General features: G+C 35.1%; 16 protein-coding genes. 2 read left to right on the top strand and 14 right to left on the bottom strand.

Features of this window, described 5'->3' with window-relative positions; all coding sequences use genetic code 11:
* Window positions 1–209: 209 nt before the first annotated feature.
* The 9 genes from H5S39_RS07815 to H5S39_RS07775 form a co-directional block, all read right to left on the bottom strand.
* A complete protein-coding gene (locus H5S39_RS07815) occupies window positions 210–713 on the bottom strand; it encodes a helix-turn-helix domain-containing protein (protein ID WP_182596513.1) in 504 nt (167 codons plus the stop codon).
* A 127-nt stretch (window positions 714–840) separates the two neighbouring features.
* Window positions 841–1,341, bottom strand: coding sequence for a GNAT family N-acetyltransferase (locus tag H5S39_RS07810; RefSeq protein ID WP_182596514.1), 501 nt, complete (start codon window positions 1,339–1,341; stop codon window positions 841–843).
* 15 nt (window positions 1,342–1,356) lie between these two features.
* Entirely contained in the window at window positions 1,357–2,754 is a 1,398-nt protein-coding gene (locus H5S39_RS07805) for an MFS transporter (RefSeq protein ID WP_182596515.1), read from the bottom strand.
* 263 nt (window positions 2,755–3,017) lie between these two features.
* Window positions 3,018–3,671, bottom strand: coding sequence for a nitroreductase (locus H5S39_RS07800; protein ID WP_182596516.1), 654 nt, complete (start codon window positions 3,669–3,671; stop codon window positions 3,018–3,020).
* An 89-nt stretch (window positions 3,672–3,760) separates the two neighbouring features.
* The gene (locus tag H5S39_RS07795) at window positions 3,761–5,086 is read right to left on the bottom strand and encodes a dihydrolipoyl dehydrogenase family protein (protein WP_182596517.1); all 1,326 of its coding nucleotides are present in this window, start codon (window positions 5,084–5,086) and stop codon (window positions 3,761–3,763) included.
* A gap of 255 nt (window positions 5,087–5,341) precedes the next feature.
* Window positions 5,342–6,058 carry a glutamine amidotransferase-related protein gene (locus H5S39_RS07790; RefSeq protein WP_182596518.1) on the bottom strand — a complete coding sequence of 239 codons (717 nt, stop codon included), beginning with the start codon at window positions 6,056–6,058 and terminating at the stop codon, window positions 5,342–5,344.
* Between the two features lie 186 nt (window positions 6,059–6,244).
* Window positions 6,245–6,775, bottom strand: a complete 531-nt coding sequence (locus H5S39_RS07785; RefSeq protein WP_182596519.1) for a DUF3278 domain-containing protein — start codon at window positions 6,773–6,775, stop codon at window positions 6,245–6,247.
* A 32-nt stretch (window positions 6,776–6,807) separates the two neighbouring features.
* A complete protein-coding gene (locus H5S39_RS07780) occupies window positions 6,808–7,092 on the bottom strand; it encodes a hypothetical protein (protein ID WP_182596520.1) in 285 nt (94 codons plus the stop codon).
* 5 nt (window positions 7,093–7,097) lie between these two features.
* A complete protein-coding gene (locus tag H5S39_RS07775) occupies window positions 7,098–7,385 on the bottom strand; it encodes a hypothetical protein (RefSeq protein WP_182596521.1) in 288 nt (95 codons plus the stop codon).
* A 217-nt stretch (window positions 7,386–7,602) separates the two neighbouring features.
* Between H5S39_RS07775 and H5S39_RS07770 the strand changes: the two genes are divergently transcribed.
* Window positions 7,603–8,490, top strand: a complete 888-nt coding sequence (locus tag H5S39_RS07770) for an XRE family transcriptional regulator (protein WP_182596522.1) — start codon at window positions 7,603–7,605, stop codon at window positions 8,488–8,490.
* 1 nt (window position 8,491) lies between these two features.
* The gene (locus H5S39_RS07765; RefSeq protein WP_182596523.1) at window positions 8,492–9,223 is read left to right on the top strand and encodes an ABC transporter permease; all 732 of its coding nucleotides are present in this window, start codon (window positions 8,492–8,494) and stop codon (window positions 9,221–9,223) included.
* A gap of 62 nt (window positions 9,224–9,285) precedes the next feature.
* Here H5S39_RS07765 and H5S39_RS07760 read toward each other — a convergent pair whose 3' ends face one another.
* The 5 genes from H5S39_RS07760 to H5S39_RS07740 form a co-directional block, all read right to left on the bottom strand.
* Entirely contained in the window at window positions 9,286–9,492 is a 207-nt protein-coding gene (locus tag H5S39_RS07760) for a hypothetical protein (RefSeq protein ID WP_182596524.1), read from the bottom strand.
* 255 nt (window positions 9,493–9,747) lie between these two features.
* Window positions 9,748–12,507, bottom strand: a complete 2,760-nt coding sequence (locus H5S39_RS07755) for a TOTE conflict system archaeo-eukaryotic primase domain-containing protein (RefSeq protein ID WP_182596525.1) — start codon at window positions 12,505–12,507, stop codon at window positions 9,748–9,750.
* A gap of 138 nt (window positions 12,508–12,645) precedes the next feature.
* A complete protein-coding gene (locus H5S39_RS07750) occupies window positions 12,646–13,416 on the bottom strand; it encodes a CPBP family intramembrane glutamic endopeptidase (protein ID WP_182596526.1) in 771 nt (256 codons plus the stop codon).
* Between the two features lie 116 nt (window positions 13,417–13,532).
* Window positions 13,533–14,060 carry a DUF7010 family protein gene (locus tag H5S39_RS07745; RefSeq protein ID WP_182596527.1) on the bottom strand — a complete coding sequence of 176 codons (528 nt, stop codon included), beginning with the start codon at window positions 14,058–14,060 and terminating at the stop codon, window positions 13,533–13,535.
* 185 nt (window positions 14,061–14,245) lie between these two features.
* The gene (locus H5S39_RS07740; protein ID WP_182596528.1) at window positions 14,246–14,764 is read right to left on the bottom strand and encodes a PadR family transcriptional regulator; all 519 of its coding nucleotides are present in this window, start codon (window positions 14,762–14,764) and stop codon (window positions 14,246–14,248) included.
* Window positions 14,765–14,850: the final 86 nt, after the last annotated feature.

Below are 14,850 nucleotides of genomic sequence, written 5' to 3'. Positions count from 1 at the left end.
ATTGCTAACGGTTCTTGATTGATGGTTATAATACGTGCCAAGCACAAGACCACCTATTAGTAATAAACTTAGCAGAAGATAAGTCCGTGCTTGACGTTGTTTTTTATTTTTTCTCTTTCGCATACAGCTATTGTAACTGTTAAATTTGAAATTTCTTAGAAAGAAAGCAAAAAGTTAGTACATTGAACCGCATTTTTTGTAACAATCACTTAGTTTTCGTTTTTGTTTATCCGATTAATAGTTAATGGGTACTTGGCATCTAATCTAGGAGTAATCCTTTTTATTTCAATCCATTTCTTCAATGGACCAAATATCATCCACCCACCAATCCATAAGACACCCATAACTGAGGATATTGCCGTATTGTGAACTAATGGAAAAAGGCAACCCCAAAGCATCATCACAATAATATAACATACATTATAGATTCTCTTGAAATTCTTATATTCTTCATGTCGCTGTTGAAGTTGCGACTGCAATAACTCATCAGCAGACTGAATTTTCGCTTTTTGCTTTGCAGAGTCCGCGCGTGGGAATAAGTCGCCTACTTCAACCCCCAGGGCGCCGGCAACCAAATTTAACGTTGAAATGCTAGCATCTTCACCAGCCTCCAAACGCTGAATCGTTCTTACAGAAACCTTTGCTTTTTCAGCAAGCTGTTCTTGAGAAAAGTGCTTATCATTACGAAGCTTCTTTATTTTATTATCTACCATAATAATTCTCCCCTATTAGTTTTAATTCGATAATACACTTTTCGATTCTAATCAACCACGCCATTTAGCCGCCAGGAACCCGTCAATTACCCGTCAGAATTTTATTCCCCGGGAAATTAGCACTTAACTATTTCCTAAATTGCACTAATTTAACTTTTTTACCTAAAATCGTTTTAATTTGGACAATACCACTGTTATACCAACCATTATTATGGTAAAACCTCATGGCATAATGATTATCTTGTAAAACCCACAATAGATAGTGATTATAATTTAGCAATCGCAAACCTGCTTCTGCTTTTTCTAATAACTTTTTCCCCAGTTCTTGTCCTTGGTATTCAGGCAAGATATAAATAGCCATTAATTCACCCCAAGAACTATTTCTTTCCCGTGAACGACCATAACTAGCAACACCCACGACTTTATTATTAGGATCGACAGCAATAAGATTATGCCGGCCTGGTTGAAGAAGGTTTTTTTGCCATATTTGTTCATCTAAATTTTGTAGTTGTGCTTGCGGAAAAATAGTCCTATATGCTTGTTGCCACGTCGTTTTAAAGACACGACTTGCTTGTACCAATTGATCTCTCGTTGTTATTGAATTATAAATTTTAAAACTTTTTTCCATTTTATTGCCTCAAAATCAATTTTGATGAATTGTCTTCGGCCGGGGGACAAATACAATTGCAATAATGAGATTTAAAACAATTAATCCTAACAATACAATAAAGGTCCATCTTGCCCCAATAGCTGTAGTTTGCTGGCGTAAAAGCTGATGATTGTTTTGACTAATAGCAATCAGTGTTCCCGCTAAAGCCGTTCCCAGTGCACCAGAAAATTGTTGCAAGGTATTAAATATTGCGTTTCCTTGAGCATGATCTTTTGCTGGAAGTGAAGTCAACCCACTAGTCATTAAGCTACTAAAGCACATCCCATAACCACCATAATAAAGAGCATAGAGTAAAATAATTGCCAAATTAGATAAATGAATTCCCCACACGGTCATCATCGTCACACCGGCTAGACTAGCGATTATCCCCACCATGATTGGTAATCGGGCACCCTTTTTGTCGAGAATTTTACCTGCTGCTGCCGCCATCAGTGCATCACAGATAGCGCCTGGAAGCATAATCCAACCGGCAAGTGATACTGAACCATGATTAACAGTTTGAACATAGATTGGGAAAATGAAGCCTAATGCCAAAGTTGCAATTTTAGCAAAGCAGTAGCAAATTAACTGCATACTAAAGCGGAGATTTAAGAAAAGCTGCGGACTAATTAACGCATGATGATCATGCCATGCTAGTTTTAACCAAATCCCAAGACTAACTAACCCAATGGCCAAACATCCCGCAACTTGAAATGACCAAAAGTGATTTTTAGCGATACTAGTAAAGCCCAACATTAATAAAACTAAACTCACTGCAATTGCGAGCCATTGTCCATATTTGAACTTAACCTGCTGTAACTTATTTAACTGGGTGATGGAATATGAACCGGTGAACGTACTAATAACTGCTAAAAAGATAGAAATAATAAAAATCCACCGCCAAGTTAATAAGGCTGTTACAATTCCACCAAAGACCGGACCAAGGGCAACTGCCGCCGCTGTAATCATTGTCCCAATTCCCATCATAAAGCCTAATTTATCTTTAGGAACTTTGGCGAGAATAATATTATACATTAATGGTAAGCCAATTCCGGTCCCAATTCCTTGAAAAGCGCGCCCCACCAATAAAAGATCAAAACGCGGCGTGAAAATATCGATAACTAGTCCTAGCATAAAAAAGACAATTCCTGCAATAAAAATTTTCTTAGTAGCAAATCGCAAACTAATTTGCGAGCTAATTGGCACAATAGTCGCGATAACTAAAAGTACAAGGGTATTAACCCATTGAACCTGATCAGTTGTAATCGAAAATTCCTTAATTAATGTTGGAAAAGTAACAGTTGTCGCTGTTTCGTCCAAAATTCCCAAGAATGAAAGCATTCCTGCCGATAAAATTGCCATTACTAATTTTGGCGTCACTTTTTTAGTCATTATATACCTCCCTAATTCTAACCACTATTTTAAGATAAGTATAAACTTATTCATCCAGATTTAGTAATTAAGCGGTTCAACACTTATAAAAAGGATTGAGAGTGAGAAAAAACACCCAAAATCGGCTAACAAGCTGATTTTGAGTGAACCTCCGCAAGGATGGCTACGACGCACAGCTAGCCTATTGGGGGCAGCTACTGCGCCTGTTACATCCTTGCCTTTTAGAAGTCAGGTTATTTTCCAGCCTCAATCCTTTGCAATAATTAGTTAAAATGAAGAATTTCGTTTACTGGACGGCGCTTTGAACGATAAGTATTGATTGTTGTTTCGGTGGGATATCCCAATGAGATACCAACTATAAATCGCTCATTTTCTGGAACTTTTAATATTTGGTGAAGAATTGTTGGAAAACGAACACTATTATATGTTGGAATCGTACTTAAGCCACAATCTGTCGCTGCCAACATGAGGTTTTCCGCAAATAACCCTGCGTCAAAGATTGACCAGTCAGGAGACGCCTTAGGAATTGTAATATAGAGAATTACCGGCGAATGATACAAACTAGCACTAGCATTAGTCATCTCCTCATGAGCTTCATCAAAATTAGCGAAATGGTGAACAATTTCATGTCGCCATTCTTTCATATTAGCTTGTGTCTGCGCAGCCCATTTTTCCCGATTCATCACCGGCAAGTCTGGTTGTCCATGATTACCAACTGTATCTTGTTTATGATAAGCATCTTTAATTTTTTGAAGTGAATTATCCATTGCACAATAAACCTGCCACGGCTGCGAATTTACCCATGATGGGGCCCGTTGTGCTAGTTGAACAATCTTAGTAATGACTTCACGTTTAACCGGTTTGTCTTGAAATTTACGAACTGAATGCCGGTGATTGATTGCTTCTTGTAGTTCCATAATTAGTTACCTCCCATACTAAGAGCTCTTACTAAAGCTTAGCATAATTCAAGAAATAACTTTTATAATATACAACTGCTTTCCAATTATTAAGGCAATAATCCAGCAACCTTATCACCTAACGCTGGGTAAATTGCCATAACCTTTTGACGATACTCATTACTATCAATATGCAGCCCAATAATTGGAATAAAATTATTGATGTCATCAGCCGCATAGTCACCAATTTCACTAGCGCCTACTAATTGCCGTCCCTTAAACACTAATGTCAATGTACTGATTTGATCATTCTGTCCCGCATACAAGCTCCCGTATTTAAGAGGAATTTTCTTAACCTGGTATTGTGGATCATTAGCCACGTCATCAGGATTGACACCTACCTTGGCAACCTCAGGGAAGGTAAAAGCGGCTTGACCAATCGCAGGATAAGTAATCTGCTGGGTAGTTTTACCTATTAAGTAATCAAATAGATATTGGCCCTCAAACTCTGCAACTGGGGTTAACTTTGGCTGCTTTCGGCTAACCACATCCCCAATTGCATATATTCCCTCAACCGAAGTCATCATATGTCCATCAACTTTAATACCATGACGGTCGTACGCAATATTAGTATTATTTAAGGATAATTTTTCAATATTCGGCTGTCGTCCTGTTGCATTCAGAATATAATCAGTCTTAACCTCTCCCTGATCAGTTGTTATCGTCAACTCTTTGCCTTGTTGGCTAACTTTTTGGGGATTGGCATTAAAAATAAACTTGATTCCCCGCTTCTGCATCGCATCTACAAGTGCTTTATCTTCCGCACGCGTAAAGCCACGCAAGATACGGTCGGAGTGAATAATCATTGTTACTTCCGCACCGGCAGCTGCTACAAGCGTTGCTAACTCAAGTCCCACAAAACCCGCTCCAATAACGGCGATTCTTGGAGGCAGGTTCTTTAAGGATAGTAAATCATAATTTGTATGCAAATATTCTTTTCCCGGAATAGTTAAAGTATTCGGTGTCTGTCCCGTCGCAATAATAATATGATTTGCTTGATATTGATGACCATTAACACTCACCGTTTTGTCATCAATAAAGTGAGCATACCCATCCTCTACATCATGACTTTTCTTAATAATTTCACGTGTTTCACTCGGCCATGGATTGAAACGCTGAAGCTTTGTCTGCATCAGCGCATGCCAATCTAACTGTGCTGGTTGGCTAATCCCGTGCTTAAGTAATTGTTGGGATTGAAGAACCGTCCGCACTGCACCCTCAAGAAAAATTTTCGGCTCACAGCCATAATTAGGACAGGTTCCGCCATATTCAAACCCTTCGATCACCAAGACCTTATGATTCGTTTTCGCCAATAAATTAGACATCTTATAAGCTGCTGGACCAGAACCAATAAGAATTTCATCATACTTTTTCATGCTTATCCCTCCAGAATCACGAATCATTATAATGATAGCGCTTAAACTTCCTGCTTTACGTATATATTATCGAAGTTACGAAAACAATCAAGAAGTCCTAAAAAACTGAATAAAAAATTAATCCATGAGGTTAGTCTAAACGACTCATTCTATTATTTATATCTATTCATCCACACTTTATATTAAAAAATCACTATCTTGAATTTTATATAACATTCAAGATAGTGAAGTAAATACGAAATAATTAATATTTTTTTACGATTGGTAACGTTTAACTAGTAGATCTAGAAAGTTTGCTAGGTTCAAATTCATCGGCTGACAATCAATTTGCCGAATGTGTTTAGCTGATTGAACGTAGTGGTATTGCTGATGACAATTAATAATTGTTCCCATCTTTTCAAGTAATATCTCATAATCATGTGGCGTTAATTCCATATGACACTGCAATCCATACACAAGCGAACCATAACGAACAATTTGCCGGGGACATCCCGCACTCGCAGCTAACACAGGAGTGTGAGAATTAGTTCCCATCATATCGTTATGCCATTCGCCAAGCAAGGCCCCGTCTTGAAAATTTTGCAAAAGTGAGTCACGGTGACCCTCGTTCGTTAAGTGAACTGGGATAGCTCCATATTCCTTTTCCGGACTATGTTCATATGGGATTCCAAGTGTTTCCCCAATTAATTGCGCACCAAGACATACACCGACCACCATCCGTTGTTGGGCAATAAAAGCCTTAATAGTTGCTCGTTCTGCAGCCGCATCAAAATACGGGCATTCGCTTAACGTTGTGTGTGGATTTTGCGGCCCACCTAGGACAACTAACATATCAGCATCATTTGCTAGTTGCGGCGATGGTTTTTGTGTATGGCAATCTACTATTTGCAAATCATAGTGATGATCCTTAACCCAAGTGCGAAAATAACCAAGTGAAACATACGGCTCGTGCTGAATAAAACAAATCTTCATGTTTTTTCCTTTCAAACAACGGCAAATATTGTTTTAGGGATCGCCTGCAAATACCTATAATACAGGTAATCATAACGCAAATAGGGTTAACTTTCCAACATTGTATAAAAATTTAACCATCCGATTATTATCGACCAAAAATGGGATAAGTTTTTATTTTCCCCCCATGTGTTTAAACTGATACTATCATTTAACCCTTTTAATCCTTGCGAGGTAAACTATCCCCGTCGTTACCCCAAAAAGAATTCCACACATAATGCCATAAATGATACTGGTCTTATCTAAGAATAAACCAACAAGACTAGCATTCACACTCATGTATTCTTGAAGGCAATCCAATAAGTACATGCCGACCCCAAAATAGATTCCGTTACCAAGCCCTCTCTTCAGGGCAGCAATATATGCGTGACGAACTTCTTTTTCTTCGACCTCATTATCTGTTAGTCGATACCGATGTGCTTCATACATAACATAGCCACCAGCAATATAAACAGTAAAGATTAATATTGCCCCAATTAAAATATGTAATGCTAGTGTTGAATTATTAGTTGCTTCTTCAATTAAAAGAGCGATGAAAATAATCAGTACATTAAATAAAAATAGCATAATACCAAGATTATTTCCGATCCGATTAACCTCACTGCGCTTATACTCGTCAAGCGGACCAGAAATATTATAAAACCGCTTAATGATTTTCGTATTGAGAGTCTTTAGCATAGTATCCTCCAAATAATATTTAGTCATATATACTAGACATCATCATAACAAGTCTCTCCATTGCATGTCAAGTATACATGACACAAAGTACTACTTATAGTTAAACTTATTAGTTTAATAAGCGGACTCGCAATGGTACAAGCCAAGGCAAAACTAATAATCCATCCTAAATAATTCTGTGGCCGATTATAGGCAATGATTGGCATTAACTTCCAAAACTGATGTTTGATTATTGCAACTATAACTAACGCAATTGCTACTAACCATAAAATAATAGCAGCTAATTTAATAATTTTATGTAATTGAGCTAGTGACATTCCAATCATCTCCATTTCTTTCCATTAATCACACACCACAACTTAATACTAAGCCATAAAAGGCCAAGCGAATTGATTATTAATAAAACATAAAGGAATATTTGAACTGCTTGTCCGTGATCTCCATTCACTGAACAAATTAAAATTAATAATACCAACCCTAGACTAGAGATACTTTCTTTAATTTCCGTTGCCTTATCTTTCAAAAAGTAATTGTTCTGCTCGACTTCACTAGTATATAGATCATGTTCGTAATCATGTTTCACTTTATCGTGGAGCTTTCTAAAAAGCACGTATACCAACTCCTGTTTAATTTTTTACTATTATAACAAGAGGGCGATTTTTTTCATTAATTTTATTGGCTGATTTTTTGAGACATTATTTCCCAGGAAATTAGTTGGCAACATCTGGTTGCGACTTATGCAAACATTATTATCTAGGGATTTGGTTGATATAGCGAAAAAAACCAGTAGAATAAATTACATTATTTCCACAAGGGATGGTGTACCCATGAAAAATATTTTTGCTCATCAATTAGGAAGGCTCCGGACAGAACAGCAACTTTCCCAAAGTGATATTGCTAACCAATTATTCGTATCCCGTCAAGCAGTCTCTAAATGGGAAAATGGCGATACAGAACCAAGCTTGGATAATTTAATTGCACTGGCCGAAATTTTTAACGTGAGTCTGGACGGATTAGTAGCAGGAATTAACGATCCAAATACATTGTTATTAACTGCCACGCACCTAAAGAAAAGCTTTAGTAAACCAGTATTAAAAGATATCAACCTTACCGTTAGTAATTATGAACGGATTGCCCTTCTTGGTAGTAACGGTGCTGGTAAATCGACGTTAATTAAAATCCTCATTGGTTTACTTAAACCCGATAATGGTAGAGTTAAGTACCACTTTAACCTTCACCAAGATTTAAACATAATGCCACAAGATGATGTCTTAATTCCTGACCTTACTGTTCTAGAACAAGCAAAATTAGCCGCATTAATTAATCGGGTCTATAATCCTCGACACATTGATAATTTATTAACCAAATTTAACTTAAAGGAGCAAGCTAATCAATTTGTTCAAAAGTTATCAGGTGGACAAAAACGGCGACTTAGTCTATTAATAAGTACCTTGCGTCCAGCTAAGTTATTGATTCTGGATGAACCAACAGTTGGAATGGACCTCACTTCGATTGATTTCTTTTGGAAACTACTGAGCCAACGTAGCGGCAGCACAATTGTAGTTACTCATGATTTCAACCAAATTGATAAATATTTTTCGCGAGTTTGGTTATTAAAAGATGGTATGATCACCCATGATATCAGTGTTAATAAAATTCACAGCCATCACCAAACGATCGCCCAATGGTACCGGCTCAATAATAAGGAGGCTTAGCATGATTACAGGAATTCAGCTTAAACAAGTATTACGCAATCGACGCTTTTTAATTTTTACTATCCTCTTTCCTACAAGCTGGTATTGGATGATGATTAAGTTAACTAACACGCCTAGGGAAGCAGACTATCAATTAATTCTCCTAATTTTAGCCCTATTAATTGGGATTTTAGGTAACTCAATTGTTACCTTTAGCAAACGAATTGCTAGTAACCGAAACTTCTACTTCCTTCAAGCCCGGATCAGTCGATATTCTATTTGGAAGTACCTCATTTCGCAGTTAGTCACCCAGTTAATTCTTAATTTAGTTATAACCATTATCTTAGTCCTGCTTGCCTGTCTTCTTCAAACGATTAAATTTAACCAGACAACCTGGCTAACCCTGGGCTTAGTTAATTTATTCGGTATCTACCTTAGTGTAATCGGTTTTACTTTTGGGATTTCATTTAGCCGTTCTTCAATCGATGCAGGCTCAACTCCATTGATGTTCTTATTGGCAATGTTCATTATTCCGTGGAATGTTTTTATCCCAACCAATTCAATGGTTAAATTAATGACTAATATTCAAAGGCTTTTCCCCAGTTACTATGCCTACCAAATAGTTCAACAAAATGACCAATTATTTAAGGACTTCGGACTATTCTTACTTAGTAGCGTAATCACATTGCTTCCATTTCTAATGATAATTGCGTTTAAACTCAACCATAATGCTGATAATGCTTTGAGTAATTAACAGATAAAAGGAACGTGAAAATAAAGTTATAAATGCTTTATTCTCACGTTTTTTTCATATTATTAACTATTTTTAGTAAACTTAACCGATTGATTCTTCATCAAAATTTTCTCTACTTTAAAGCCATAGTCTAATAGCTCTTTCTTATATCTTAAGAAAGAATGGTCGAGTGGGACACCAGCAATTCTTTTAATTTGTTCAAAGGTCAGTTCAAAAGAGCCACTCTTATTGTTTTTAATATACTGCCATAATTGATTGTATTTACTCATTATTAACTACTCCCGATTATTTTTAGCACGTCCTTATTCTTGTTATTTCAGGTTTTATAAAATTTTGATAAGATTACCGGCTTTTATATAATAATTGTGTAATAAGATTATACAAAGTTTCTATTCCCCTTATTAGCTTACCAACCGTCATTTTCTAGTCGTTTTTCAAGAAAAATTTATTCTTAAACATAGTAAATTTTAATTGCCCTATTAAAAATAATTAAACTACCTTTGCTATTTCTTCCCCTATTATACTTATTTTTCGATATTAATTAACTTACTAGCTAATTTAGAATTGATTAGTCTTATTGCGGATGAATTTCGGTAAGTAATACCAGCAAAATTTAAATTACCGTACCAACAAATTCTTTTATCAAATATACAAATATTATTACCTACTTTTTCTCTAAATCTAACACTAATTTGCTTAGCCAAATACCTACTTTTTTCTTTATTAGCATCATTTCCTGTCAATTTTAGTAAAATTTCACATTGACTAGCTAACATATTAAAAATATTAATCTGTTCCTTGGTTAGTGTCTTTAAGTAAATTAACACTTGTTTAGCACTCTTTAAATCATGCTTCCAGACGGAAAGATAATCATCCTTAGTATAATAAGCTGATGAATATGTATTCCATTTTTTAGTATGAACAAACTCATATCCTTGTTGAGTATAAACACTAACTCGTTTTCGATACATTTTAGCAAATGTCTCGTCTGCTATATCAACATAATCATATACTCGCAATTCATCCTTTTTAGTAAGGTCCCGTTCCAACCTTCCTAAATACTGTTTAGTATTTCCTTTCCATGAAAATGGTAGTGTTAAAAATAATGTGTCTAAACTTGGTAAATCAAATCCTTCACCAACATACTTGCTAGTAGAAAGAATAACAAATGGTTTATTCTTATCTTTTATTTCAAGCTTAGTTTTTTGTTTTCCTGTAGTTAGATAAGCCTGCTGTTTATTCCTTTTTAAGGCTAAATATAACTTATTTAAATGTTTAACTCGCTCGCTTAGTAGTAAAATATGCCTGCCTTCTGATAAAGCTTGTTGTACATCACTCACTATTTGCTTATTTCGATCCTGATTTTCCACCAGGTCATTTAATTTTTTTGTATAATTTTTATTTTCTAATGCATTCTGGATTTCAAAAGCATTGCTATAGCGAGGATAAATATAACGAGGAATCAACTGATCTAAATTACTTGTACTATCTTGATAAACAATATTTCCGCAACGATAGTACATAAACTTTTCTAAATGATCTTTTCGTTCCGGCGTTGCTGTTAAGCCAACAATAAAACGAGTATTGGCTTCTACTAGAACCTTTTCAAATGTTTCAGCAGAAATATGATGACATTCATCAACAACTATCTGCTCATAATCCTTATATAATCTTTTTCGTTCATCAAAAGACATACGAACTAATTTACGAATATTAATAATGTCGACTAATTTTGAAGGATGATTACGCGCCCCGGAAATTATCTCTACTTTCTTTTTCTTAATCATGCGTCCGTTTTTAGTCTTTTCTTTTACCGGCATATTTGAAATATGTAAAAATCTAAGTACCGTTTTTTGCCATTGACTAGCAATATTCATTGTTGAAACAATAATTAAGGTTCTTGCTTTGCGCTTAGCTATCAAAGCACATCCTACTACCGTTTTACCAAATCCCGTATGTGCACAAATCATACCTAATTGACGATCTTTAATTTTTTCAATTGCTTCTTGTTGCTTAGGATACAAAGTACCTGTAAATTTAACTTTTAAAGCTAGTGGAGAAGTATACTGTTCTTTTAAATGACAGTTACATTTAATTTGTAATGTGTCTAAGACACCCCGTGGTAATCGTAAATATTCCCCTTCAATTTCACTTGCAGTTAAAGTCGAAGGTATATCCCATACCGGCATCCGCATCCGTTGTTTTCTGCTAAATTCTGGGTTATCAAAAGTTGCTAAATTCAATAATGATAATTGTTCTTTTCTAGTCAGATTCTGTCGTTTTATAAATATTTCCCCGGAAATAAATCCATATACATCTTTAGGAAAATTCTTAGTAATGTGAATCATATATGCGGTGTTTTGACCTTTTAATAAATTCATATCTTTTCCTATTTGATGAATAAAGTTATTTATTTCCTCTTCACTATACCTTTTCGTATTTGCTAAACGATCAAATAATTGCGTTGGTTCTAAAGCCTTAAGATTATTATCAGCAAAAGTTGATTTATTTTCTTGAACATCACACCACTTTAATGGCAGTGCAATTAGGTTTCCAAACCCCTTTTTAGGTAAGCAATCCTGATTAGGAATCATTCGATCAAAAGCTGATAAATCAACATTTTCACTATTAACCATTGATTCAACTAAAATTAGTTTTCCAAGAAACCTAGCCACACTAGCAAGTATTGGCTGATTGAAAAATATCCACAAATGATAGCTATTACCAGAAGATGATATTTCTGGAAGACAGCTAATATTATACTTTTGACATGTATTAAGAACTGCTTTAGTAGTCTTAAATGGATCATTATTGGATTTATGTTTATCAAAATCAAACACTAGTAACTTAGTTTTATCATCATCCAATAATGGATAGATTCCATAACGATGATATTTGTCTGAGGATGAGATTTGATCATAAATTACCTTTTTAGTATACGGTGCATATTGTTTATCTAATTTTTTCTGAGCTTCTTTATCATTTCTTAATTGATAGAAACTCCACCAATTCTTCAAGGCAGGACTGTAACCCTTGCCATTACTCCATTTTTGAGCATACACATCTAATCTTCCTGAAAAATATGTTTTATATAACGACAGTTTTTCTTCCGTCGTTCGTTCTTTATAGCAAAGATGTAAAAGATTTTGTTCACTAATAATCCAGTCTTCCCCTGAACTTGAAGCTATTTGATAATATTTTTCACCTGTTTTGTAATACCAATATACTTGTATTATTGTAATATAGTCACCATTATTGAGCTTATATTCTCCGCCCAAATGCATTTAATCAATCCTTATAATTTATTTGTAAGTGTACAGTGTGAAAACACTATACCATTATTGAAATCAAATTACAAAAAGTCGTATTTTAGGTCTCTTCTTAAGAAAAAGGCTTGCCTGTAGATTCTCACAAGCAAGTCTCTAACTTTTTATTGATTTTCTATTTCTAAGAAAGTACCAGTAGATTAAGTAAGCAGCAATCCCCATCCCGAGCAAAGTTCCAGTCAAACTACGCCACATCATACTTGTTGAAGTGGAAACTGCGGCCCAAATTCCAATAATATAAATCAACAAATTGTTCACAACATGCGCAGTAAAACTAGCCCAAATACTACGACCCGCAACAGCAATTAACGTAAAGAACATTCCCATTGCGGTATAGGCAACTACAAGAAATAACGCGTTATACCACGCTGCTTTACCGAGCGATGATAAGTGAATCAAGCCAAAAATAAACGCGGTTAACCAAATTGTTATAGAACGACTAAAAATGCTATCTAAAGCACCAAAGACATACCCACGGAAAATGTATTCTTCAACCAATGGGGCACTCACAACAGTCATGGCGAATTGTAACCACCAATTATTCATTGTCGTCACTGATGAATGAAAACCAGTCTGGGCAATCCAGGAAAACAGATAAATCAAGGCATCTGCCAAGACTGCATAACCAATCGGCCACCATTGAAAACGCCACTTGGATACCAAGGGCAAAGATTGATGAAACAGAAAGTGATTTAGTAGCCATCCACCACCAATCACAATAATTGGATAAGTAATTGTCATTATGATAACTGCCGTGTTTTCTGAGAAGTTCAGGTGATCAGCTGCTGCTAATGGTGCGATTTGACCGACAATCATTAACACTAGAATCAGGATAATCATAATTAGCGCTTTGACATATTTACGCATGTGGTTTCGCCTCGGTTGAATAGTATCTAGGGTTATTTTACACCTTAATGAGCTTATACTGTGATACCTTTATTTGACTGAATTAAGTTTATATTGCTGATCATATTCCATAAATTTCAACTTTTATTTTCAATAATTAATGCACCGCAAAAAACGGCTTCTACAATTGTCATTCCAATAGCTAAAATAGTTGGACTAAACGATAAGCCAATAAATAGCGCAAAAAACGGAATGACTATCGAGAACAGTAAGTATACTTTAGACTTATATAACCAGCTAAAGGGCATTAAGTGCGCACCAAAAATCATTGCAATAACCATCAGCATTTTATCTGGAATAGTCGGATAAATCCACATGGCAATCAACAAATACAATAACTGATTCACTGAAAACAAGATACCTAAACTTGATAAAGGATTTTCATTATCACTGAAGTTAATCTTCAGTATTTTTGAAACTACCCATGCCAGCGGTAGTAAGATCCCTGTACAAATAAAAACAAATAAATTCTTAGTTAAGATAGGCATAGCAGATGAATAAATGCATATAATTGCAAGCCAAATTATTACAGAAGCAACGATAAAATGCAGCCCTCTTTTTTGCTTAACAGCTAGATCAAACCTTTTTTGTTCGAGTTGGGTCATCGCCTGTCCCTCCTTTAATTTTGGTTGTTTAATTATACAATAAGAATAACTAATATTTGTAGTTTGATTACACTAAATTAAAAAGCACCATCTTCCAACGCGGAGTTTACGTTTAAAGATGGTGACGTAATTAAAGTTAAGATATATGGTACTCGGCTATTTTGGCTGAGTACTGTTTTTATTCTCTAATCTTCTAGGGCTTTTAACTGGACCTTCAAATAATTAACGACTGCTTTATATTGCGCTAATCCATAGCCTACTGTTATTTTCTGTAAATCGCTTATCCCCTGCAATTGCCATTTTTTTAAACTACTCTCTAAACTTTGAATTTGATTTTCTTTAGTCTCAATTTCTTTATTAATCAATTTAACAACTTGTTTCTTGCTTAAATTATCACCAAAAAATAGCTTCATCAAAAAATCTGACTTAAATACTTCACTTATATCCTCAGAATTCAAGTATTCATTCAATTCTTCTTTTCCTTCATCAGTAATAGAAAAGATATTTTTATTAGGCTTGTCATCTTGAATAATAGTTTCTTTCTTTACCTTCCCTTCCCTTTCTAACTTTTTGAGTGTTGGATAAATCATCCCATAGGTTCCATCGTAAAAATATGAAATCTGATTTTGTAAAATTTCATTAATCTCATAACCAGTTCTAGGCTTGTTTTGAAGAATTCCAAGAATGACATCTCTACCTTTCATTACCTTTAACCTCCTTTTTATTTCATCATATCATTCAAGTTAGCTATTTTCATCATTTATATATTTGACATCTATATTCATATATT

It is taken from the genome of Limosilactobacillus rudii (genome assembly GCF_014145455.1).
GTDB lineage: Bacteria > Bacillota > Bacilli > Lactobacillales > Lactobacillaceae > Limosilactobacillus > Limosilactobacillus rudii.
Note: the sequence above shows the minus strand (reverse complement) of the source record. Positions and strands in the feature narration are given on the sequence as shown.

Excerpts from the sequence above, each read along its gene's own strand:
- H5S39_RS07790 (WP_182596518.1), bottom strand. The coding sequence starts at position 6,058 with ATGAAGATTTGTTTTATTCAGCACGAGCCGTATGTTTCACTTGGTTAT.
- H5S39_RS07795 (WP_182596517.1), bottom strand. The coding sequence starts at position 5,086 with ATGAAAAAGTATGATGAAATTCTTATTGGTTCTGGTCCAGCAGCTTAT.
- H5S39_RS07780 (WP_182596520.1), bottom strand. The coding sequence starts at position 7,092 with ATGTCACTAGCTCAATTACATAAAATTATTAAATTAGCTGCTATTATT.
- H5S39_RS07765 (WP_182596523.1), top strand. The coding sequence starts at position 8,492 with ATGATTACAGGAATTCAGCTTAAACAAGTATTACGCAATCGACGCTTT.
- H5S39_RS07745 (WP_182596527.1), bottom strand. The coding sequence starts at position 14,060 with ATGACCCAACTCGAACAAAAAAGGTTTGATCTAGCTGTTAAGCAAAAA.
- H5S39_RS07810 (WP_182596514.1), bottom strand. The coding sequence starts at position 1,341 with ATGGAAAAAAGTTTTAAAATTTATAATTCAATAACAACGAGAGATCAA.
- H5S39_RS07770 (WP_182596522.1), top strand. The coding sequence starts at position 7,603 with ATGAAAAATATTTTTGCTCATCAATTAGGAAGGCTCCGGACAGAACAG.
- H5S39_RS07740 (WP_182596528.1), bottom strand. The coding sequence starts at position 14,764 with ATGAAAGGTAGAGATGTCATTCTTGGAATTCTTCAAAACAAGCCTAGA.
- H5S39_RS07785 (WP_182596519.1), bottom strand. The coding sequence starts at position 6,775 with ATGCTAAAGACTCTCAATACGAAAATCATTAAGCGGTTTTATAATATT.
- H5S39_RS07755 (WP_182596525.1), bottom strand. The coding sequence starts at position 12,507 with ATGCATTTGGGCGGAGAATATAAGCTCAATAATGGTGACTATATTACA.
- H5S39_RS07760 (WP_182596524.1), bottom strand. The coding sequence starts at position 9,492 with ATGAGTAAATACAATCAATTATGGCAGTATATTAAAAACAATAAGAGT.
- H5S39_RS07800 (WP_182596516.1), bottom strand. The coding sequence starts at position 3,671 with ATGGAACTACAAGAAGCAATCAATCACCGGCATTCAGTTCGTAAATTT.
- H5S39_RS07750 (WP_182596526.1), bottom strand. The coding sequence starts at position 13,416 with ATGCGTAAATATGTCAAAGCGCTAATTATGATTATCCTGATTCTAGTG.
- H5S39_RS07805 (WP_182596515.1), bottom strand. The coding sequence starts at position 2,754 with ATGACTAAAAAAGTGACGCCAAAATTAGTAATGGCAATTTTATCGGCA.
- H5S39_RS07815 (WP_182596513.1), bottom strand. The coding sequence starts at position 713 with ATGGTAGATAATAAAATAAAGAAGCTTCGTAATGATAAGCACTTTTCT.